This is a genomic window from Leclercia sp., assembly GCF_036780805.1.
Classification (GTDB): Bacteria; Pseudomonadota; Gammaproteobacteria; order Enterobacterales; family Enterobacteriaceae; genus Enterobacter.
The window spans coordinates 1-21,618 of record NZ_DAIQCE010000010.1 but is presented as its reverse complement, the minus strand read 5'-3'; the positions used below and the strand labels follow the sequence as shown (position 1 = coordinate 21,618).

The 21,618-nt window shown below is 51.2% G+C and carries 23 protein-coding genes; 11 read left to right on the top strand and 12 right to left on the bottom strand.

The window, feature by feature from the left end; translation table 11 throughout:
• Window positions 1-191: 191 nt before the first annotated feature.
• From lpxP to V7Q49_RS23575, 3 genes are all read right to left on the bottom strand, one after another.
• Window positions 192-1,100, bottom strand: a complete 909-nt coding sequence (gene lpxP, locus V7Q49_RS18565; RefSeq protein ID WP_280713837.1) for a kdo(2)-lipid IV(A) palmitoleoyltransferase — start codon at window positions 1,098-1,100, stop codon at window positions 192-194.
• Window positions 1,101-1,302: 202 nt separating this feature from the next.
• A complete protein-coding gene (locus tag V7Q49_RS18560; protein WP_280713838.1) occupies window positions 1,303-1,575 on the bottom strand; it encodes a hypothetical protein in 273 nt (90 codons plus the stop codon).
• 79 nt (window positions 1,576-1,654) lie between these two features.
• Window positions 1,655-1,831 (bottom strand): YnfU family zinc-binding protein, encoded by a 177-nt coding sequence (locus V7Q49_RS23575; protein WP_213076229.1) that lies wholly within the window; start codon window positions 1,829-1,831, stop codon window positions 1,655-1,657.
• A 153-nt stretch (window positions 1,832-1,984) separates the two neighbouring features.
• Here V7Q49_RS23575 and V7Q49_RS18555 point away from each other — a divergent pair, with 153 nt between their 5' ends.
• Window positions 1,985-2,218, top strand: a complete 234-nt coding sequence (locus V7Q49_RS18555) for a hypothetical protein (RefSeq protein ID WP_032992301.1) — start codon at window positions 1,985-1,987, stop codon at window positions 2,216-2,218.
• Window positions 2,219-2,237: 19 nt separating this feature from the next.
• Here the strand turns inward: V7Q49_RS18555 and V7Q49_RS18550 are convergent, their stop codons facing one another.
• The 3 genes from V7Q49_RS18550 to cspF all read right to left on the bottom strand — a co-directional run bounded on the left by V7Q49_RS18550 (window position 2,238) and on the right by cspF (window position 11,434).
• Window positions 2,238-10,820: a GH36-type glycosyl hydrolase domain-containing protein gene (locus V7Q49_RS18550; RefSeq protein ID WP_333854260.1), complete on the bottom strand. Its 8,583-nt coding sequence runs from the start codon at window positions 10,818-10,820 to the stop codon at window positions 2,238-2,240.
• 155 nt (window positions 10,821-10,975) lie between these two features.
• Window positions 10,976-11,140: a YnfU family zinc-binding protein gene (locus V7Q49_RS18545; RefSeq protein ID WP_217266360.1), complete on the bottom strand. Its 165-nt coding sequence runs from the start codon at window positions 11,138-11,140 to the stop codon at window positions 10,976-10,978.
• 81 nt (window positions 11,141-11,221) lie between these two features.
• On the bottom strand, window positions 11,222-11,434 hold the full coding sequence (gene cspF, locus V7Q49_RS18540) for a cold shock-like protein CspF (RefSeq protein ID WP_106995984.1): 213 nt from the start codon (window positions 11,432-11,434) through the stop codon (window positions 11,222-11,224).
• A gap of 280 nt (window positions 11,435-11,714) precedes the next feature.
• Here cspF and V7Q49_RS18535 point away from each other — a divergent pair, with 280 nt between their 5' ends.
• On the top strand, window positions 11,715-11,933 hold the full coding sequence (locus V7Q49_RS18535) for a cold shock domain-containing protein (RefSeq protein WP_106995985.1): 219 nt from the start codon (window positions 11,715-11,717) through the stop codon (window positions 11,931-11,933).
• A gap of 312 nt (window positions 11,934-12,245) precedes the next feature.
• Window positions 12,246-12,473: a hypothetical protein gene (locus V7Q49_RS18530; protein ID WP_106995986.1), complete on the top strand. Its 228-nt coding sequence runs from the start codon at window positions 12,246-12,248 to the stop codon at window positions 12,471-12,473.
• A 638-nt stretch (window positions 12,474-13,111) separates the two neighbouring features.
• Here V7Q49_RS18530 and V7Q49_RS18525 read toward each other — a convergent pair.
• Window positions 13,112-13,306, bottom strand: a complete 195-nt coding sequence (locus tag V7Q49_RS18525; RefSeq protein WP_023479757.1) for a hypothetical protein — start codon at window positions 13,304-13,306, stop codon at window positions 13,112-13,114.
• Between the two features lie 208 nt (window positions 13,307-13,514).
• Here V7Q49_RS18525 and V7Q49_RS18520 point away from each other — a divergent pair, with 208 nt between their 5' ends.
• Window positions 13,515-13,703 carry a hypothetical protein gene (locus V7Q49_RS18520; RefSeq protein ID WP_023479866.1) on the top strand — a complete coding sequence of 63 codons (189 nt, stop codon included), beginning with the start codon at window positions 13,515-13,517 and terminating at the stop codon, window positions 13,701-13,703.
• A 326-nt stretch (window positions 13,704-14,029) separates the two neighbouring features.
• Here the strand turns inward: V7Q49_RS18520 and V7Q49_RS18515 are convergent, their stop codons facing one another.
• From V7Q49_RS18515 to V7Q49_RS18500, 4 genes are all read right to left on the bottom strand, one after another.
• On the bottom strand, window positions 14,030-14,632 hold the full coding sequence (locus V7Q49_RS18515) for a site-specific integrase (protein ID WP_023479883.1): 603 nt from the start codon (window positions 14,630-14,632) through the stop codon (window positions 14,030-14,032).
• A gap of 107 nt (window positions 14,633-14,739) precedes the next feature.
• Window positions 14,740-15,165 carry a glutaredoxin-dependent arsenate reductase gene (gene arsC / locus V7Q49_RS18510; protein ID WP_023479704.1) on the bottom strand — a complete coding sequence of 142 codons (426 nt, stop codon included), beginning with the start codon at window positions 15,163-15,165 and terminating at the stop codon, window positions 14,740-14,742.
• A 12-nt stretch (window positions 15,166-15,177) separates the two neighbouring features.
• Complete coding sequence (locus V7Q49_RS18505; protein WP_333854252.1) at window positions 15,178-16,467, bottom strand: arsenic transporter; 1,290 nt, start codon at window positions 16,465-16,467, stop codon at window positions 15,178-15,180.
• Window positions 16,468-16,509: 42 nt separating this feature from the next.
• A complete protein-coding gene (locus V7Q49_RS18500; protein WP_023479906.1) occupies window positions 16,510-16,830 on the bottom strand; it encodes a transcriptional regulator in 321 nt (106 codons plus the stop codon).
• Window positions 16,831-16,915: 85 nt separating this feature from the next.
• On the opposite strand from V7Q49_RS18500, the gene arsH reads away from it, so the two are divergent.
• Entirely contained in the window at window positions 16,916-17,614 is a 699-nt protein-coding gene (gene arsH, locus V7Q49_RS18495) for an arsenical resistance protein ArsH (RefSeq protein ID WP_333854246.1), read from the top strand.
• Between the two features lie 332 nt (window positions 17,615-17,946).
• Window positions 17,947-18,414, top strand: coding sequence for a hypothetical protein (locus tag V7Q49_RS18490; RefSeq protein WP_333854245.1), 468 nt, complete (start codon window positions 17,947-17,949; stop codon window positions 18,412-18,414).
• A gap of 258 nt (window positions 18,415-18,672) precedes the next feature.
• Here the strand turns inward: V7Q49_RS18490 and V7Q49_RS18485 are convergent, their stop codons facing one another.
• A complete protein-coding gene (locus tag V7Q49_RS18485; RefSeq protein WP_262364825.1) occupies window positions 18,673-18,804 on the bottom strand; it encodes a hypothetical protein in 132 nt (43 codons plus the stop codon).
• Here V7Q49_RS18485 and V7Q49_RS18480 point away from each other — a divergent pair.
• The 5 genes from V7Q49_RS18480 to V7Q49_RS18460 all read left to right on the top strand — a co-directional run bounded on the left by V7Q49_RS18480 (window position 18,803) and on the right by V7Q49_RS18460 (window position 21,227).
• A complete protein-coding gene (locus V7Q49_RS18480) occupies window positions 18,803-19,495 on the top strand; it encodes a DNA methylase (protein WP_333854243.1) in 693 nt (230 codons plus the stop codon). The two genes, V7Q49_RS18485 and V7Q49_RS18480, sit on opposite strands and share 2 nt — an antisense overlap.
• Window positions 19,492-19,713, top strand: a complete 222-nt coding sequence (locus V7Q49_RS18475; protein ID WP_148569892.1) for a hypothetical protein — start codon at window positions 19,492-19,494, stop codon at window positions 19,711-19,713. The genes V7Q49_RS18480 and V7Q49_RS18475 overlap by 4 nt, the downstream gene beginning before the upstream one ends.
• 52 nt (window positions 19,714-19,765) lie before the next feature.
• Window positions 19,766-20,188: a DUF1380 family protein gene (locus tag V7Q49_RS18470; RefSeq protein ID WP_234115808.1), complete on the top strand. Its 423-nt coding sequence runs from the start codon at window positions 19,766-19,768 to the stop codon at window positions 20,186-20,188.
• 356 nt (window positions 20,189-20,544) lie between these two features.
• On the top strand, window positions 20,545-20,976 hold the full coding sequence (locus V7Q49_RS18465) for an antirestriction protein (protein ID WP_234115809.1): 432 nt from the start codon (window positions 20,545-20,547) through the stop codon (window positions 20,974-20,976).
• Window positions 20,977-21,029: 53 nt separating this feature from the next.
• Window positions 21,030-21,227, top strand: a complete 198-nt coding sequence (locus tag V7Q49_RS18460) for a hypothetical protein (RefSeq protein WP_148569895.1) — start codon at window positions 21,030-21,032, stop codon at window positions 21,225-21,227.
• Window positions 21,228-21,618: the final 391 nt, after the last annotated feature.

Below are 21,618 nucleotides of genomic sequence, written 5' to 3'. Positions count from 1 at the left end.
GGACTGACACGCAAGCTTATGTCCGCTATGAGCGAAAAACGGACCTTCAAATCCAAACCGGTTCAATTGATTAACTTTGGCTGTCAGTCAAGCCATCGTTAACATGAATCCGATCGAAAATTCCTTATCGCATTTTTACAAATACGCAGTGGCAAGAAAGATAGATTCTGGCTCATGACAAGTAGAGTTGTTCATTTGTATAAAGAGACTTCGCCTTCAGGACGCGTTTTGAACCTGCGATGCATCCACAGGTATTGCTCAGGAGCACGGAGAATTTCACGCTCGATGATCTTGTTCATATAAGCCGCTGCGGCGACCTTGTCTTCCCCTGGATAGCCTGACAACGGATTGCTGATATACATGTGATAACCTTTTTTATCGCTACGTCGAATCATGCTAAGTGTGATCAAGTGTGCACCAGCGAGTTTTGACAGAGCATACGTTCCGTTCGTCGTGGCTGCTTTTTTTACCGAGAAAAAAGGTGCAAAAACGCTTCCTTTAGACCCATAATCCTGGTCTGGTGCAAACCAAACGGCTTCACCTGCTTTTAGCGCATGAACAAAACCTGATAAATTACGTCGATTAATCATAGCCTTATTTGAACGCATACGCCCTTTTGTCTGTACCCATTCCATTAATGGATCATTGTGTGGGCGATACGTTGCCATCATAGGATGGCATAACCCCATTACTCTTCCACACAACTCAAGGGACATAAAATGAATCCCGACAACCATTACTCCTCTTGTCGCACCGGTCAGGTTTTCAAGCCCTTCGACATCAAACCATTTTTTGACTCTCGCATCGCTCCAGAACCAGGCCATTCCTGTTTCCATCAGTCCCAGCCCGAGAGAAGCAAAGTTTTTATTGACCATCTGGCTCCGGGCAAACGGTGTCATCTCGGGAAAGCACAGTTCGATATTTCTAATCGCAATCCCTTCCCGGCGTTTCAGAAAGGGTCTGGATATTGTTCCAAGGCCAGAGCCCAGAATATGTAAAACCGGGTAAGGAAGTTGAACGAGAAGCCACAGCAGACCCAAACCAGACCAGGTAAGCCAGTGGCGAGGATGAAGTAAATTATGAGTAAAAGTCTGTGCCATAAATTTCCTTAATGCTAATGAAGGTTATAACGCAAAAGGAAAACAATGAGGCAATTTGTCTTTAGCGATACATTTTGTTTTAGACAATTTAAACCCATCTAAATTCAGAAAAAATAATTTTGCAATGCCTGGTAAAGGATTTAAAGAGCTAGGAATGAATTGTAAGTCAGCAAATTTATTCTGTTATAAATCCATGGTTTTATCATTGATACTCAAGGAATTGTCTTCTTGATTCATCATCGTCAAGGTACTCAAAAGAAAAAAGCCGAATTTTGGTAAGTTTATAAAACCACTCACAATCGTTTCGTTGAATAATTTCGCCTGGTTTGAAACATATCCCGGATGCCATCCGAATAATCGCATATTTACCATTACTAAACCTGACCCGGTGAATACAGAAAGGTTGACCGGCCTGCCCGTGACAGCTGTTTGACAGGATATGTCCTTCAATAAAAACAGATTTTTTAGATTTCATTATCATACCCTCGACAACTGCAGTACAGGAGAAATGTTGTCATTTCCCGACATCACTGACGTTAAGTGGCAGAAGCTGATCAGCCGCCGATACACCAGCATTCTGAAGGTCTGAACAACAGTCCGCAGGCAGGGCACTCAAGAACCGCATCTTTTCTTAGTTTACCTGCTTTCTGATCGGCTCTGTGTGCGCATACCGGGCAGGCAACATGAACCGGTCTTTCTTTAAAATACCTGAGCCCATTTGTATAAGACATAAATAACTCTCTGAGGAATACATTAATTATTATACGCTTTACTCTAAAAACAGCCGGGTTAAGTTATGTTGATTTATGACTGAATCACGATAGCAGATATTGAAAATTGAACGTCCGATTTATGATATAATACCCTTCCATGAGAAATTTATAATGAAATCAGAAGACACCCTTGACTGGTACCCGTCCCAGCTACCGCCAGTAAAAATTATTCTTGGCGAAGCCGTGCTGGCTGTGGGTAAACAGGGCCGACCGATTAATACCCGAACCTTGCTGGAATACCTTCAGGTCATGCAGGGCAGGCAAAAAAAAAGGGATGACAAAATCGCCATGCAGACAGCGATTGACGTTCTCAGGGATAATCAGCGCATTAACGGCAGACGTTAATGCACCTCCGGGATCAGCGTCAGTTCTGAATGATCTCAACCGTATGGTTTTGTCTATCATCCTTCAGCGGTATTCTGTCATCAGGGAGGAGAACACCATCCAGCGTCACGCAATATTCTGCATCGCCGCGTGAAACACTAATCTGATAATGGCTTTCACCATACTGATATGCCATAGAAAAAGACGACCACGCATCCGGTAACCTGGCATGAACACTAAAGTCAGTGCCGGAACGTTTTATCCCCAGTAATTCCTCGGTAAGTAAACGCCAGGCCCAGCCTGCGGAACCGGTATACCAGCTCCACCCTGCACGTCCGGTATGGGGAGCGACGCTGTAGACATCAGCACTCATGACATAAGGCTCAGCTTTATAAATCCCGACCGAGTCCGCATTCAGGGTGTGATTTATAGGGTTGAGCATTGACCAGAGTTGCCAGGCTCGTTCGGCATTCCCCATTCGGGCAAAGGCCATCACTGCCCAGATGGCGCCATGCGTATACTGCCCTCCGTTTTCCCGCACGCCGGGCAGGTACCCCTGTATGTAGCCCGGATTCGGGCCGTGTCCGTCGAAAGGAGGCGTTAACAGTTTGATCAGCCCTCCTTCGTTATCCACAAGGTGCTTATCCAGCGCCTGCATGGCCTTTGCGCACCGTCCCGGGTCTGCGGCCCCGGACAATACAGACCAGCTCTGCGCAATCGCATCGATCCGGCAGTCCTGAGAGGCTTTCGACCCCAGGGGAGTACCATCATCAAAATACCCGCGCCGGTACCATTCACCATCCCAGGCATGGGCTTCGAGATTGCTTTGCAGACGCAGGGCCTGTGCACGGCACATAGAGGCGACATTCTCATCCATCCTGCGCTCCGCCAGCGCTGCAAACCGCTGCAAAATATCGTACAGGAAGAAGCCCAGCCAGACGCTTTCACCTTTGCCTTCGATACCCACCTGGTTCATCCCGTCATTCCAGTCACCTGCCCCCATCAGCGGCAGGCCGTGCCCCCCGAACCGCTGTCCATACTGAAGAGCTTTGACGCAGTGTAACCAGAGTGTCTCTTCGGTGCCGCTGATGACCGGCGTGTCATAGACTGACTCTTCACCCGGCTGAAGCGGCCGTCCCTCAAGATAAGGAATGCGTGTTTCCAGTGCATCCATACCCCCCGTCGTTTCAACATAGTGGCAAACAGCAAAAGGAAGCCACAGGTAGTCATCGGAACAGCGGGTACGCACACCGTTTCCGTGTGGCGGGTGCCACCAGTGCTGCACGTCACCCTCGATAAATTGCCGTGATGCACAGAGCATTATCTGTTCACGCATTCGATCCGGAGCAGCATGGCTCAGTGCCAGCGTATCCTGCAGCTGATCGCGAAAACCAAATGCCCCACCAGACTGATAGTAACCACTGCGGGCCATAAGACGACAGGCTACTGTCTGATACATTAGCCAGCCATTAACCAGTAAATTTACGGACGTGTCGGGGGTGTTAACCACAATTTTATCGAGCATATTGTGCCAGTGGATATGAACCCGGTTCAGCGCCTGGCGGACCGCATCTTCGTTCATATAATGGGCAAGCGTCTCCTGAGCGCGAGCATGATTCTCAGCAGCGCCAAGGATGAAAATAAAGGTCCTCTGATCGCCGTCGATTAATTTGACGGCAGATTGCACCGCCCCGCAGGGATCCTGGCCGGCGCCCGTCTTACCTGATAGCCTGAGCAGTTTCATCGCAGACGGGGCGTGCAGCGAGCCGTTGCGACCGATAAACTCCCGGCGGTCACCAGTCAGCGAACAGTCATTACCGCTGACGGCAAAAAATGCAGTACGGTCACCGCCGTTATCACCATAAAAGTTGTTCGCCAGTACCCCGCAGCCGCCAGGAACACTGGCTGCCTGTGTCACAATGTGAGGAGCCGAGCGAGGTCGGGATTCACCCAGCGTCCATTCCACATAGCCAGTTACGGAAAGTTTGCGTGTCCGGCCCGACGTATTACTGAGCGTCAGGAGTGCAAGTTTAACCGGCGCGTCTTCGGCAACCAGAACAGTCAACTCGCTGTCTATACCGCTTTCACGATGGGCAAAGACGCTGTAACCAAAACCATGGCGCGTCAGGTAATCACCGTGTCCGCGAACAGGCAAAACCGTTGGCGACCAGTACTCGCCGCTCTCTTCATCGCGCAGATAAAACGCCTCGCCGCTGCGATCGCTCACCGGATCGTTCTCCCAGGGTGTCAACCGGTATTCATGCGCATTTTCATACCAGGTATAGGCCTGTCCCGCCTCTGAAATCACACTGCCAAAACGGGAATTTGCCAGTACGTTTGACCATGGTGCTGGTGTCAGCGCATTTTCCCGCAGGACAATCTGATACTCCCGACCATCCTGAGAAAACCCACCGTATCCGTTGAAATGTTGTAACTGACCGACATCGGGATTCCACTCCTTGTGCTGATTACGTTCCCGGACTGCGTGAGGTACGAATGCTCTGGCCGGAGGTTTGAGAGTATGAATACGCTGATTAAGCTGCTCACCAATTCCACCTGCACGATCATCAAGATAAAGACAGGCCACGCTCATCAAAAGCAACTTATCTTCAGCGGAGAGATGCTCGCCATTACGGACAAAAAGCCCACCCGTTTTATCCAGCAGACTGGCTTCAGCCCCGGCATAAATTAACTCCATAATCTGATTTTGTAATCCCTGCTGATAACCGCCGGGACTGTTATTGAGGATCACCAGATCCACCTCCAGCCCTTTCTGTCTCCAGTACCGGTGTGCCTGAATCAGAGTGGTCACGGCAGCGATACTTTCTTCGCTGGTAATACTCAGCAGCACTATCGGCAGATCGCCTGAAATTGCCCAGCCCCACAGACCGGACTGACCGCGACGGTTGCGGCTGATCGCCTGTCCCTCGACTCGCAGCTCCTGGACAGGGTAAAGCACTGCACTGGCGAGACGATTAAACAACGTGGCATCATCTTCACTGGCATTCATCTGACGTAATACCACCTGACTGTGAGACCTGGCCAGTTCGAAGACGCGATCAGCGATAGGGTAATCGCGGTATTTTTCCAGCAGAGCCAGACTTTGCTGACGGGTCTCGCTGATGCCATAAATGATATCAATCGTGACCGTCTGCCCCGGCTGCATAATGATGGCATGGCGTATCGCCAGTACAGGATCCAGTACTGACCCCGACGTGTTACTAAGCGCTCCTCCAGCCTCTATTGCCAGGGCATCAGCAGGACTTCTGCCACGGCCAAGAAATTTTGCCCTATTCGTTTCAAATGAGACGGTATGAAGTGTATCGCCATGCACCACCATCATGTGAAACAAGCAGGGACTCGGTTCATCCGGGGTGCGCGGGCGCCGGTGGCAAAGAATAGCGTCACGCTCAGGTTCAAGTTCAGTCTGAATAAACAGATTGCTGAATGCCGGGTGTGCCAGATCGCTGGCATCAGGGGCCAGTACCACTTCGGCATAGGTTGTCAGCTCCAGAGAGCGGGGCTGGCGTCCACGATGAATGAGTGTGAGACGTCGCAGTTCAATGTCATCTTCCGGGGAGATAACAATCTGAGTTTTGACGCTGAGTCCACCAAAGGTACGTCTGAATTCAGCACTCGCATCGGTGAATATCACTTCTTCTTCGTGTTCGCTGGCGTTGCCTGTCGGCTGCCAGGTATTGCTCCACACGTTGCCCGTCTGCATATCGCGGATATAGCAGAATGCTCCCCAGTTATCTCGGGTGGTATCACTGCGCCAGCGTGTAAGAGCAATATTTTTCCAGCGACTGTAACCGCCACCGCCTACCGTCAACATCAGATGATATTGACTGTTGGACAGGAGCTGAATATCCGGAGCTGGCGTGTCCACCCCATTGAAAATGCGGGGTTCATAGCGAACGGGTTTGACTCTGCCCTCATGAGATTCAAAATGACGACGTGGGCTGTAGAGATCGAGCGCATCCGGCACGCGCTCCTGTAACAACAGACTCGCTGAACGGAAGGTCGTACTGGACATAAATCGCTCAGTCATGGGGGCCCCAAGCAATACATGGGCCAACGCCTGAAATGCCATGCCCTGGTGATGTGCCATCCAGGACTGAACCACCGCATAGAGCTGACCAGATGCGAGGCGTGAGGGGGTATAATCCAGCGCTTCATAAAAACCATATTCGCCGTGTGCGCCATTTTTTTGCAGCCTGAACAGGTTCTCACAGGCTTTCTGTGGAGAGACCATCAACGCCAGCAATGTGGCATAAGGGGCGACAACCATGTCATCAGCAAGCCCCCTGCGCAGACCGAGGCCCGGCACGCCAAAGGCCTGATACTGATAATTATACTGAACATCAAAAGCATGATAACCAGACTCTGAAACCCCCCAGGGTACTCCGCGTTCTTTCCCCCAGTGGATCTGGCGCATAACTGCCGACTGACTCATCTCATCGAGCAGGCTACCAGGCCAGGTAGGCATTACAAGATTCGGCATCAGGTATTCAAACATGGATCCGCTCCACGACATCAGGGCAGTTTCATTATCAATCGTGGTAAAAAGTCGACCCAGCGCGTACCAGCTTTTAAGAGGAAGTTGATTAGTCGCAATGGCAAGAAAACTGGTCAGGCGAATTTCAGACGGCAGGAGATCATAGTGGCTCTTGTCAGGCGTATTTGTGTCACAGTTATAACCAACACTGAGCAGACTGGTTGCTTCGTTGTACAGGAAGGCGAAATCCATCCGGGCATGTTCATCCAGCCGCTGTTCAAGCTCGGTGATAATATTGAGTCGCATCCGGGCCTGCCCCGTCGCTGATGCAGAGGGTGTTTCTTTACCGGTAAATGTCTCCCGGGCAAGCTCGCTCAGCGTCGGCAGCGTTTGTTTGTTCCAGGATGCAGGTAACCAGCCAAGCAGCAGCGACCACTCATGGCAAAGCTGAACCAGCTGATGCTCCAGATGTCCTGCCCAGCGCATCTGGAGGGGGGCTCCATGATGACATTGCGTGATCAGATGGTTGCTCTGGGTGCGCATGTTTTTCAGCTCGCTGAAAAATGCCTGCGGAGAGAGCGACACCGCGAACAGGTAGTGTTTGCGCAGCAGCCGCAGGCTGTCCGGGGGATTCTGACCCCACTGGTTTTCCAGAATACCCAGCGTATCGTTCAGTCCTTCCAGTATTTGTTGGCTGTTTAAAACAGGCTGATGACGCATGGCGGACAGCCCTGCACGCAGGGTCAACAGATGCCCCGCCAGGTTGCCGCTGTCAACACTCGAGATGTAGCGTGGGCTGAGGGGGGCCAGCGTACGGGTGTCATACCAGTTGTAGAGATGGCCCCGGTAGTGCTCCATTTTATCCAGCGTGTCGAGCGTGAGCGACACGCGCCGGAGCACCTCTCCGCCGGGCAGATAGCCAAAGTCCCATGCCGTCAGGTTAGCCATAAGGGAAAGGCCAATATTGGTAGGGGAAGTGCGATGGGCCACCTTCGGTTGCGGTAGTTCCTGGTAGTTATCAGGCGGAAGCCAGTTCTCTTTTTCTGTGGCAAAGGTTTCAAAAAACGCCCAGATTTCACGGCCAGTCTGGCGTAACAGCTGTTTTTGTTCCTGATTTGGCGAAAACACCTTACGCACGGGCTGGCGACTCAGCCAGCTCATCAGCAGCGGTGCCACACACCATAACATACCGATCGGCAACGCAATTCCCAGCAGTTGTGGTGCAAATTGTCCGGTCAGTATTATCAGCGTCACGCCACAGGCTACATTCAGCCACATCGCCTGATAAAACCGCGCAAAAGCGGGTGTGGACTGATTGCTGTCGTGGCTGTGAATGACCCACTGGCTGAGGCTACGCCTGCTGATCCCCAGTCGCCATAGCGTCACGGCAATCGCCTTCAACGAATATCCGGCTTCGTGTGGCAGTACCGCAAAATTAATCCCGATACCTGACAAACGCTTCAGCGCGCCCGCCCCCACCAGTAACAGATGCGGCTTCAGGCGGCGACGCAGAGGTTTATGCAGAAGATCATGGGCAATGCAGAGGATGGATGGTAATAGCCATATCAGTGAAAGTACGCCCAGCCAGTAAACCGGATTGGGTACCCCAAGCAGGGTAAAGAACAGCAATACCAGTAAAGAGGGGGCGACCAGACTGCGCCGCAGATTATCAAGTAATTTCCAGTAAGAAAGCGCGGTCAGCGGATTCCTGTCTCGGGTTCCATCGGCTTTTCTGACGCGTGGTTTCAGCCAGTTAAGCAGTTGCCAGTCACCCCGGATCCAGCGTGAACGCCGTGCAACATCCGACAAATAATTATTAGGGTATTGTTCGTAGAGCAACACCTCACTCAGCAGACCCGAACGGGCATAGCATCCTTCGAGGAGGTCATGGCTGAGGACCAGATTTTCCGGGCAGGTGTTGGCGGTGGCCTGCATAAAAATATCAACATCGTAAATCCCTTTGCCCACGAACGATCCTTCCCCAAACAGATCCTGATAAATATCCGAAGACATCATCGAATAGGGGTTATTGCCCGGTATGCTGCTGCGCAGCGCTGCGTAACGCCCCTGACCGTTGCGTGGTATCTCCTCTGCAAGGCCGGGTTGCAGAATGCCGAATCCTTTGACAACCCTCTGGCTTACTGGATCATATACTGGCGTATTCAGCGGATGTGCCATTGCCGCGACCAGTTTGTGTGCCGTATCGCGCGGCAGCAACGTATCACTGTCCAGGGTAATAACGTATTTAATGTGACCTGGTAAAAGGTGGGTAGGCATGTCTGCTACGCTGACGAATTGTGTCCCCGGATGGCGTAACCAGCTGTTCAGTAACGCCAGCTTTCCCCGCTTGCGTTCATAGCCCATCCAGGTTCCTTCAGCGGAGTTCCATTCAGGCTGGCGGTGTAGCAGATAAAAACGTGGCCGCCCGGAGGGATAGCGGCGGTTCAGCGCCTGCGTATCGGCGATCGCCTGTCTCAGCAGTATGTGACTTTCTGGCGAGGGTTCATTTTCAGAATCAGCGAAGTCAGTGAGCAGCGCGAACCTGAGATTTTCGTTTTCATTCCCCAGCCAACAGACTTCAAGGCTGGTAAGGAGCTTAGTGAAACTTTGGTGGCTGGTCAGCATGCAGGGGATGACTAACAGGGTGGCGCTGTCAGCGGGAATACCGGTTGAAAAATCCATTCCCGGCAACGGGCGAGGAACACGAAAGCGGGTGGTTGCGTCACTGAGTAAATCACTTATTAACTGAGTTAAAGCGATAATCAAAGGCAGTATCACTGCGATCAACAGCCACTGTGCGCCCTGCATGGCAGTTTCGTGCAAAATTGCCGCGGTTGTTGCGGTGGTCAACAACGCCAGGCTTCCAAGCCATGACAGCAGGGTTATTCTGTTGAAACTGTGCCGCAAGCGTATGAGACTTGAAGTATCTGCCAGGAGATGAATTTCCAGCGCCTGTCGACCTTCGCCTGCGAGATAATAACCAACATGATGTTCCGGTGTATCGGGAGCATTCTTTCCTGACAGCCGCAGTACTCTGTCAGCAACCTCTGGCTCGCTGAGACCACTGTCTCTGGCCAGGACCTCAACAACGTGTCGGTAATGATCCCGGGTATTGAAGTGCATCCGGGGGTAGATCCCGGCAGGATCATTACGTAAAGCCTGTTCGACGACACTTATCGTTTCGGCGAAATCAGCCCAGTCCGTTTCACTCAGTAACCGCAGACCCGCGATGCTGTTGCTGACAGACAGCTGGCTGGCGGCAAGCTGTTGATTAAAGTTATGTATGAGAACGTCGGAGGTGATCCCCTGTTCCCGAAGGCTCTGTTCAACCCAGTTCAGAGGTAACGACAGCGCGTTACCATGCCCCTGCAGGCGCCGCACCAGTTCGGCGACAAACGCACTGGTTAAAGGAGGCCGGGAGCGTGCCATGTCGGCAACTACCATGATTAAATCACCAGGCGCACTCTCGGCGCATTCGAAAATCCTTGTTATCCACGTATCGGCCAGATTTCTGTCCTGCTGCGCTTTTACCACTTCCACGCTTATACGACGGAGATTTTCTATCAGCGCCAGGCGCAGCATTCCCGGTAATGCCCAGACTTCACCTAATGTCAGAGGTGTCACCTGTTGATAAGCTGTGAGATAGCTGGTCAGACTGGCGGCATCCCAGCGGCCATCACCGTGAGCAATAGCCTCTGATGCAATGTTGTAAATTCGTGGGCAATTCAGCGGCGACATCAGCGACGGGAGTCCTTTACCAAAGCTTTTTGGTAAGTGCTGGCGGACAGTGCGTATCTGTTCTTCAATCAGATAGTAATTGTCCAGCAACCACTCTCCGGCGGGCATGATACTGGTCTTTTTACCCGCGTTAAGCTCATAGCAGTTTTGAGTGATGATAGCCTCATTGTCGCCAAGCCTTTTCAGAAGATAATAAGGATGTTTATCCGGTGATAATTTATGGGTTCGCGCCAGCTTCTGACCGTAGCGCTCCATCTGGGCGGTCGAAAAGAGTTCTAACCGCGGAGGACTTTCACCGGCAGGATCGTTCGCTGAAAACGTTACGTTTTCAGCAGCATTCCTCGGAATACGGGAGCGGTTAAACCACACTTTGGGGTTCATTTTCATAGCATTGCTCTGATGCAACGTTAGCACGCAGGAGCAGTTGCGAAATCAGTTCAGAAACGTTCTCTCAGGATGGGCGTCAGGCATCAGGGATTTAACAGCTGCCGGAATCTAACATAAGTATAGGACATGGGCTCTGATCTGCGGTTGTGGTCGAGCTAGCGTCGGGAGATAAACAGAGCTTTACATCCGGGGCAAAGCATGGCTTGGTTGAGTCGGATTTTTGACAACGGCTGTGCTGATTTTAAGCCACAAACAGGACAGGCAGCAGTGGCAGTAGACGCACTGCTGAAGAGTTTCATTGCGTAATTGATAACAGACATGACCATTAACCTTTCAATGAATGAGCTTCACCGTATCACATATGGTTAAGTTTTAATCTATATATTTTGAGGCACAGAAATTCAGGAAAGATAAATGTTCGCAGCCACAGGCCCCCTGTTACCGTTGATCCGGCAAAATTCTATGCGGCTTCCTGGGATGAGTAATTCTGATTCGCGGGAGTTAACGGCTGAAATGTGAAGCAGGACGTCTTTTCGGCCATCAGAGGGGATGATGAGGCCTTTACCGCTGAGAATGTCAAAACTTTTGACAATTCCGGTCATTTTATGGGACAAGTCAATTCCTTATTGAAAACACGTAAATAGTATACATTGAAAATAGCACGCTGCCACTTTTGTTTTCCTTGCAGGATCTCTGGACGGCTAAAATATAATTTGCTTATTATTATTTACCGTGCCTTAATGAATCCCATCAGTTCGATGTAAAAACGAACGTTTAACATTTTTCGGGAAGTCCTCATTACCAGGCGCTATCTCTGATATCCCCTCCTTTTGAGTCCAAACGTTTAATACGATATGTTTGCTATCAATACAATCATTTATAACGGGAGTCAGTATGACCTCAAGAATTAAAGGCCTGGTAAAATGGTTTAACGGAGACAAAGGTTTTGGCTTCATCTCTCCTCTTGATGGCAGTAAAGATATCTTTGTCCATTTTTCTGCGCTTAGCGGCGACAACTTTAAAACTTTATTTGAAGGACAGAAAGTTGAATTCGCCATTCACAGCGGTGACAAAGGTCCTGCTGCTGCAAACGTAATACTTTGCGATAAATAAATGTTTGTGGATCTGCGACAACGATCAAGGATTATTCCTGAGTAGACATACCCATAAATTAAATGTGATAAAAGCCGTTTAATCCTAATATCAGGTCAGCATATTTTTGCATATGTATGAATGTGTTGACCGATTTGATGAGGTGCAGGACTGCTGCATAAAAATTTCAAAACAGAAGCTAACTGCTTGTTAAATAATAAAGTGCGTAAGGGGCGAGGCTGCCTCCGAAAGCATCACGTCTTTATTTTTACCTTAGTGGCATCTACCAGTAAACATCACTGAGAGAAAAGATTAACAGATTCATGGTGGCATATGATAAAAATTCTTGTTTTCTTTAATGCCGAACCCTGTAAAGTCATGACCGTTCTGGAGGGTATATCCTCTATCAGACGAGAATATCCGAACGGTGATGAAGCACATCTTCGGATTATGTCCGCTGGCTTTCCTTCATTAACCGGCGATCATGGTGTTGTTTACGTGGCTTCTGACAGGCAGTTAACGTCGCAGGAGATACTCGATGCTGCCAGGAAATATTTATAGCAGTTTCATTACCTTCTCTGCTTCATGTTTAATTGCGTACCTACCCTATTTATAAGATACAAACAAAAAAAATAAGTAAAAAAACTTTATAGCCTGCTAACCGCAGGCTTTTTTTTCAACACATTCTTTTAAAAATCGCTGTCAAATCAGGAGGTCACACTATGTGCATTGACAAAATACAGATGGCCCTCTACCTCCCTTCATGCTATTTTGCCTCTTATGATGAATCCTTCTGAGCGGCAGGGCAAATTAACCTGATGAATTTTCTAATGGAATGTTCATCATGCACGAACGAAGCAGCGGGTCATAGGGATACCCAAAGGCTTACCGGGAGGCATCGGCATCATATTCATAAGCATCAAGCGATGCAGCAGAGGATTTTTCTCTGGATGTTTTATGCTTCTTGTTTTGTAAGAATTATTGAAAGATTGTTATATATTTAGTCCAGCAATATGTCTGGCAACTATAATGGTTAGTTACTTCCTTTCCGAGTTCGGTGCTTCTTTTAAGGAGGATTTCACTTTTTACAAATTGGTGATTTCTTTAATGACTATAATATTTTCAATACTTATCTTATTTTTGTTAAATAATGCACTCATGAAGTAAGGAGATACAGTTAAATTTCATCTCGAAGATAATCATCTTCTTCCTGAGATAAAACCTAAAGCGAAGCCTATACCGACTGCTATGAGAATACTTGTCGCAGGATATGACTCAACTTTATTCTTCATGCTGTTAGCCCCACTACGTAACGCATCATCGGTTTTAGTAGCGTATTCTTTTACTGTTTCCTTAAATTCATTTTCAGACTTTTCAGGTGAATGGTTAAACATGGCACTCTCCGGTTTGAAATTATTTATTTAAGTATAGTCAACACCCTTAGGAAAATAAAAAGTTGCAGCTAAATAACACGACTTAGATTATTATTTTCTTACAGTGCTTTTTATATATTTAATGAGTATATGCAAACCTAATCGGCGTTACAGTGTAGGGTACCCTATACTATTAAAACCTCATAAAGATAGGATGCCGGAGTAGACTATGCTAACTTATTTAGAGATCCCAACCGCAGATGTCAGGTTGATGCAAGAAGAATGGCAGTATTCCATTAACGAATGGGAAGATGAAGGAGGGGCGTCTGAAAAAATATATAAAGATGTTGACATTCTAAAAAGTAACAATATGGAATTAATTTTTGATTTACTGTGCTTTGAAAATGAAGGGAAATAGTAACGGTAAATATCGTCTTTTCTTTTCTAATGTTCGTATTTGGTTCATCGCCGCCCAGAAACCTTGCCGCAGGAGCAATTCGTAAAGAATACAACCACACATTCGAAACCGCCCTAACTTTATGTATTGATCAAAAAATTCTGGTCAATGCCTTAGCTTTTTCCAAAGACGATTTCCGCGTCGACGCTTACTCTACTTGGTTCGTTAACTTCAAAGAAACAGCCGGAACTTCCTGCATGTATTGACCTGCTCAGCATTAACAAATTCAATAGAGATGTAATAAAATTCCGCTTCTGGCAAAGGGCTGCTGTTGCAGCCCTCACAAATTAAACTTCAATAGACTCAGATATCTCCAGGGCATCATCCACTTCAATACCGAGATAAAGGACTGTACTTTCAAGTTTTTTGTGACCTAACAATAGCTGGATCACTCGAAGATTCTTCGTTTTTTTATAGATCAGATATGGCTTGGTTCTTCGCATAGAATGCGTACTGTACAGAGTCTCGTCGAGACCTAGCTTATCAATCCATCCATGAAAAATACGGTTATATTGCCTGGTTGAGATATGTCGTGAAGAACCGACGCGGGACTGGAACAGATAGTCGCTACTACGTAGATGAGCCATTTTGATCCATGCTGCTACAGCCTCTCTGGTTCCCTTAGTCAGTTCAAACTGAACGGGGCTTCCCGTTTTTTGCTGCAGCACTGTCGCTCTGCCCGAAACAGAGTGCCCATAGGCCACATCAGAAACTTTTAGCTTAACCAGATCACAGCCCCGAAGTTTACTGTCCAGAGCCATGTTAAACAGAGCTAAATCGCGTACTTTTCCTTCCATCTCAAGTCTGATACGGATTCCCCAGATATGAGAGATCTGAAGAGGCCGTTTCTGGCCAATAATACGGCCTTTGTTCCAGGGGGATGTTGTCATGCTCATTCTCCTTTGGGTTAGGAGATGTGATTATGGTTGTCCCATATGAGCGAAAATCGGATGCCCGCATAGCGTAAACAGGCGTCCGATATTTTGAAGTGGGCAGATTACTTAATCCGCTTCCCCGTTTCGTCAATGACCTTCTCGCCATCCTCTTTGGTAAACGCTCCTTTCTGGCCTTCCGGTAGAATATCCAGCACTATTTCTGAAGGGCGGCAAAGACGAGTGCCAAGCGGCGTAACGACAACCGGCCGATTAATCAGGATCGGATGTTGAAGCATGAAATCAATCAACTGCTCATCACTAAATTTCTCTTCATCAAGACCCAGGTGTTCATAAGGCTCAACATTCTTACGCAGTAATGCACGCACCGTAATTCCCATATCTGAAATAAGTTTAATCAGCTCATCACGGGTGGGTGGCGTATCGAGATAATGAATTATCGTCGGTTCGTTGCCGCTGTTACGGATCATCTCCAGCGTGTTGCGTGAGGTGCCACAGGCCGGGTTGTGATAGATGGTAATGTTGCTCATATCAGTATCTCATTACAAAGTGACAGAGAGCCGCCACGCCAGAGCGGCCAGAGTGACAAACAGCACCGGCACAGTCATGACAATGCCGGTCCGGAAGTAATATCCCCAGGTGATCGTCATATTTTTCCGGGCAAGCACATGCAGCCACAGCAGGGTTGCCAGACTGCCTATCGGGGTGATTTTCGGGCCTAAATCGCAGCCAATCACATTGGCATAAATCATTGCCTCTTTGACGACGCCAGTCGCCGCACTCCCGTCAATCGACAGCGCACCAATCAGCACCGTCGGCATATTGTTCATCACTGATGAGAGAAATGCCGTCAGGAAGCCGGTGCCGAACGTCGCTGCCCATAACCCCTTGTCTGCCAGCTGATTCAGCACACCAGACAGGTACTCCGTGAGCCCTGCATTGCGCAGGCCATAGACCACGAGGTACATGCCCAGCGAGAAAATAACGATCTGCCATGGCGCACCGCGCAGGACTTTCCCGGTGTTGATGGCATGGCCTCTTTTCGCCACCACAAACAGCACTGCTGCGCCAGCCGCCGCTATCGCACTGACCGGGCTCCCCAGCGGCTCCAGAACAAAGAAACCGACAAGCAGCAATAACAGGACAATCCAGCCCGCCCTGAAGGTTGCCGGATCCTTGATCGCACTGGCTGGTTTCTTCAGCAGCGAAACGTCATACGTTGCCGGAATATCCCTGCGGAAGAAGAAATGCAGCATGGTCAGCGTGGCCGCAATCGCTGCCGCATCCACGGGGATCATAACGGAAGCATACTGCGTAAAGCCCAGACCGAAGAAGTCCGCCGAGACGATATTAACCAGGTTAGAAACAATGAGCGGCAGGCTGGCCGTATCTGCAATAAACCCTGCAGCCATGACAAAGGCCAGTGTCGTGCCCTGGCTGAACCCCAGTGCGAGCAGCATCGCAATCACAATCGGCGTCAGGATCAGCGCGGCGCCGTCATTGGCAAACAACGCAGCAACAGCGGCACCGAGCAAGACTATCCAGGTGAACAGCAGGCGGCCACGTCCGTTACCCCAGCGGGAGACGTGCAGTGCGGCCCATTCAAAGAAGCCGGACTCATCGAGCAGCAGGCTGATGATGATGACCGCAATAAATGCCGTTGTCGCGTTCCAGACGATATTCCAGACAACGGGAATATCAGCGACATGGATGACACCGGTTCCCAGCGCCAGCACTGCCCCGATACTCGCGCTCCAGCCAATACTCAGGCCTCTGGGTTGCCAGATCACCAGTACCAGCGTCAGTAAAAATATACTCCCTGCCAGAAGCATCTCAGACTCCATCATATATGATTATGTAAATATCTTCCTGCCTCAGCAGGAGGTGCAGGCTGATTTATCCAGCCATTCACGCACATCCTCCCGCATACACTGCCAGGACGTTGTGATTGTCTCAGCTGCCCACGCTGGTATGTGGGGTGACAGACGATAGTGGATCCATTTGCCTTCACGACGGTCAAGTACCAGCCCGGCCTCACGAAGGATAGCCATATGTCGCGAGATTTTTGGCTGTGATTCAGAGGTGGCCGCGCAGATATCGCAGACGCACAGTTCACCGGACTCCCGGAGAAGCATGACGATGGTGAGCCGTGTTTTATCCGACAGGATTTTGAAAAGCTGAACAGGTTGTAGCATTTGTCACTCCATTCCCTTTAGAATATACATATGGTAAATCATATGTATTAACTTTGAAATCATCTGGTCTGTCCGGAGGAGAAAAATGGAAAAATTTCCTGCCCTGAACACCGAATGCTTTGATCAACACATCGCTGAACGTCTGCACCTGCAGGAGCCACCACGGATTCTGATTCTGTATGGCTCAGTAAGAGAGCGCTCCTACAGCCGTTTTGCCGCGGAAGAAGCTGGTCGCCTGCTGACGGCGATGGGCGCGGAGGTAAAACGCTTTAACCCCTCCGGTTTACCCCTGCCGGATGATGCGCCGGACACGCACCCTAAAGTCACCGAGCTGCGCGGTCTGGTCAGATGGTGTGACGGGATGGTGTGGAGTTCTCCGGAACGGCACGGGGCTATGAGCGCAGTTATGAAGGCGCAGATTGACTGGATACCCTTAAGTGAAGGCGCGGTTCGTCCTTCGCAGGGCAAAACACTTGCGGTAATGCAGGTCTGCGGTGGTTCCCAGTCCTTCAATGCAGTGAACCAGATGCGTATTCTGGGCCGCTGGATGCGGATGTTTACGATACCCAACCAGTCTTCCGTAGCCAGGGCATGGCAAGAGTTCGACGAAAACGGCCGAATGAAACCTTCGTCATGGTACGACCGCATCGTCGATGTAGCCGAGGAGCTGTTTAAAATCACACTGCTGCTTAAGGGACAAACCGGTTATCTTGCGGATCGTTACAGCGAGCGAAAAGAGAGCCATCAGGAGCTTTCATCCCGTGTCAATCAGGACAAAATATAACGTCTGTTCTTCGTGAATCCATACTGCATGAGCTTAACAACGTCCGCTATTGGCACATAGCAGACTGTGACCAAATAAAGGATGCCGGTCTCCTCCGCCTTCCTGCTGTCTGCCAGCGGCGTGTTCAACGCCGTGCCTTCACGCTAACCCGGCCGCTACGGTCGCAAGGGTTCACTTCGTCTCTGTCCTCACCCGTTCGCACCTTTCACGGTGCATTCAGCCCGTGAAAGGCTTGCGCTGCGGCCTGTGGCATCGCCCCTGCGCCCTCCGCTTTACGCCGGGTTTTTGTGGCGGCACGGCGCAACAGGGTGCCGGATGCTGAGGACACAACTATGTTCAGACTGACTTGTATTGAACTCATTAATGGCGAGTTTGCCGTATATATCAACAACCATTATCTGGGGAGCGAGGATGCCAGTAGTGAGCGACTCTGCATGGGCGAGATTAAGGAGCAGCTTTCCCGGCTCCCGGGCGTGGAATCACAGACCCTGCATGAACCTATGCCGGAGGGCGATGACTGGTGCTGGAACGACATCGCCGATCGCGTGCTGCCGTCGCTACCTGCCTGCCACGATGATATGACGGTGGCGGCGCTCATCGCCAGACTACAGCAGTATCCGCAGGATGCGCTGTGTATGGGGACATTCTGGCTTGCAGACGATTTTCTGACGCTCGATGAAAGTCTGTCTGAAGAGGAAATTGCAGAAGCCATGCGTATCTGCGACCACAGCCACGATGCCGGAATCGGATTTAACTGGGACACGCTGCAGTTTGCCATTGACAGGGTGAAGGGGCGCTGACGAAAAAGAAGGACACCCTCCGGGGAGGCGGGTGTCCTGAAATCGAAGGCAAACATGCCAGAAAAAGGCACGAATCTGCCATCACTGAATATCCCCCTGTTGGACTCATAAGCTATCAGAACCGGTACCGAAGGATGTCGGTTCCCTCCGCCTTATGGCCGCCTGCCGGCGGCATATTCAACGCCGTGCCTTCACGCTAACCCGGCCGCTACGGTCGCAAGGGTTCACTTCGTCTCTGTCCTCACCCGTTCGCACCTTTCACGGTGCATTCAGCCCGTGAAAGGCTTGCGCTGCGGCCTGTGGCATCGCCCCTGCGCCCTCCGCTTTACGCCGGGTTTTTGTGGCGGCACGGCGCAACAGGGTGCCGTATATCAGAGAGGAGAGTGCCATGTCCCGTTTTATCCTGGGTGACTGCGTGCAGGTCATGTCCCGTTTTCCGTCGCGTGCAGTGGATTTTATTCTGACCGATCCGCCGTACCTGGTCGGCTATAAGGATCGCACCGGGCGTACCCTTGCCGGCGACAACACGCCGGAATGGCTGCAACCGGCCTGTCATGAGATGTATCGCGTCCTGAAAAACGACAGCCTGATGGTGAGCTTCTACGCCTGGAACCGGGCAGATTTGTTTCTTAATGCCTGGAAAACGGCTGGCTTCCGGATTGTGGGGCATATCGTTTTTGCAAAATCGTATACGTCGAAATCAACATTTGTCGGCTATGCCCACGAAAGTGCCTACCTGCTGGCGAAGGGCCGGCCACAGACGCCGGACCGTCCCATCCCGGATGTGATCCCCTGGAAATATACGGGCAACCGTCACCACCCGACTGAAAAGCCGGTGCAGAGCCTGCGCCCGCTTATTGAATCCCTGACCCGACCGGGCGCCATTATTCTGGATCCGTTCGCCGGTTCCGGCTCCACCTGCGTGGCGGCCGCCGAAACCAGCCGGCGCTATATCGGGATCGAGATGCTTGAAGAGTATCACGCCGCCGGCGTTCGTCGCCTGGCGCAGGTTGAAAGGTCGAGAAGAATGCCGGCCGCAAATGATGGGGCCTTTTATCCCGACTATCCGGAGGCAGCATGAACTATGCGGGACTTGAGGATCTGCGCACGGACGTCGCCACCCTCAGCAATGCCATGTGTGATGTGCGGATGCTGCTGAACCGCCTCGAATCTCAGCACAGGCACGATGCGGCCACGCTGGCTGAACGTATGGCCGCGCAGACCCTGCGCCGGATAAACACCCTTTTACTGGAAGCGTACCGCGAAGCCCTGGTGCTGGACGAAACCTTTCAGGACTGACTGACCCTGCCGGGCGATGCCCGGCCTGTTAACCCGATAAGAGAGTAAAAACATGTACGGAACCCGTGAAGAACTTTGTGTGAAGCTTGAAAACATGTTCACTGCCTGTGAACCGCTGACCCTGCTGGTCTGGACAACGGACGCGGTATTAGCGGCGTGCCGGAAACACAACCAGTTCCCGACTGAAGAGGAGGCACGCAGGATAATGAAAGCGATCGGTGACACGCATATGGCTGTGTACCAGATTAAGGGCGTCACACAGGTCAGCGTGAATGACATGCTGACGCAACACCGGGAAGAAGCAAACCGGCAGGTAAGCGTGCCGGCGGCCCTGCTCACACGCGTGTTGCAGGACTATGAGTGTGAGCTGGAGCACCGGGCGGGTCAGGCATGGGAGGCGGGCCGGCCCGAGCCGCAGGCCGTACAGGAGGCGAGAAACGACGTGTACCGGCTGAAAGAGGCGCTTGCTGCCTGATAGCGAGCCGGGGGAATGCCCCCGGCTTGCCAGTGGCCATCCACTGCGAAAAAGGATGTCAGTGCCTTCCGCTTTTATCCGCCGCAGCCCGCCGGGCCGCGTCGGGGCAGTAAAACTCCTCTGACATACCGTGCGGTGGCGGCATGCGCCGTGACTTCACTGTAGCCCGGCCGCATCGGCCACAAGGGTTCGCTTCGCCGCCGTCCTCACCCGTTCGCACCCTTCACGGTGCATTCAGCCCGTGAAGGCTTTGCGCTGCGGCTTGCGGCGTCGCCCCTGCGTCCTCCGCTTTTCGCCGGTCTTCTGTGTCGTCACGGCGATGCCGGAACCGAGAATATGTTAACCGTGGAGGATGTATGAACCAGACCCTGACTCGTTGTGATGCCGTTCGTCTTGAGGGCGCGCAGCGTCTGACTTTCTTACCGGATGTGTTTGGCGGCGATTTTATAACGTCCGAGGCATCCATCTATGCCTATGCCAGACGCTATTGTCCCGACTATGTGGGGGGATTCTGGCAGTTTTACCGTCTGCCGGACGGGGGCGGATTTATGGCGCCCGACATGGAGAGCCTGACGTTTTGCAATGCGGAAAACTGGTTTGAGCAGACCGTCAGCGGGGAAGTGGCGGGGATCATCCTCACTGCGCTGGTTCTTAATCACCGGAGCTGGCACCACAGCAACCATGACCACGAAGAACTGTGTCGCCACTTTTGCCGCCGCCATGATCAACTGATGGCGTTTGCTGACACTCACCCGGAAAGCGCAACCATCTGGCGTGCCCTGGACTGAATGACCGCGGGCGGCGCTGCCGCCCGGTAACCTGAAAGAAGAGGAGAGACGTAATGCAATTATCAGCCGAAACACGCAATATCCTGCGGCAGTACAAAGCCCTGATCAACACCAGACGACGTGATTTGGGACTCAGCCCGGTTACTACCGCAAAAGTGGTGGAAGAATTGTGTGAATCCGCAACCCGCCAGTGTTCCGTGTACTTATGCGGTCATTTTATTCTTCAGGGCGGGCAGGGCGACAAACAGTAACAGCAGGGCGGGGTTACAGCTCCGCCTGTTCGCGCGCTGAAAACCCTGTCATCCCTGCGGGCTGACGGGCTGAAGTGACAGCGCGTGCGGCGCTGCATCTACGCCCGGAGTCCGGAACAACAGCAGACTCATACGGGTAAATTATGTGAGGGTAAAAACAACGCCGTATCTGCCGGAAATCCTGTCATTTGCTGATCTGCAGGGTGTGAAGGCCAGCAGGCTCCGTTTGCCCGGGTTTGCGGGCCGGCCCGGGCAGTGAAACCCGATCAGCAAATTCTCCGGAATATTACACATGGCCCCCTTCGGCTCCTGACCCGCTGCGCGGTTCAGTCGTCGAGCCCCACTCCGCCAGGGCCGCTGCTGCGCACCGTCCGGTCTCCGCCGAACCCCT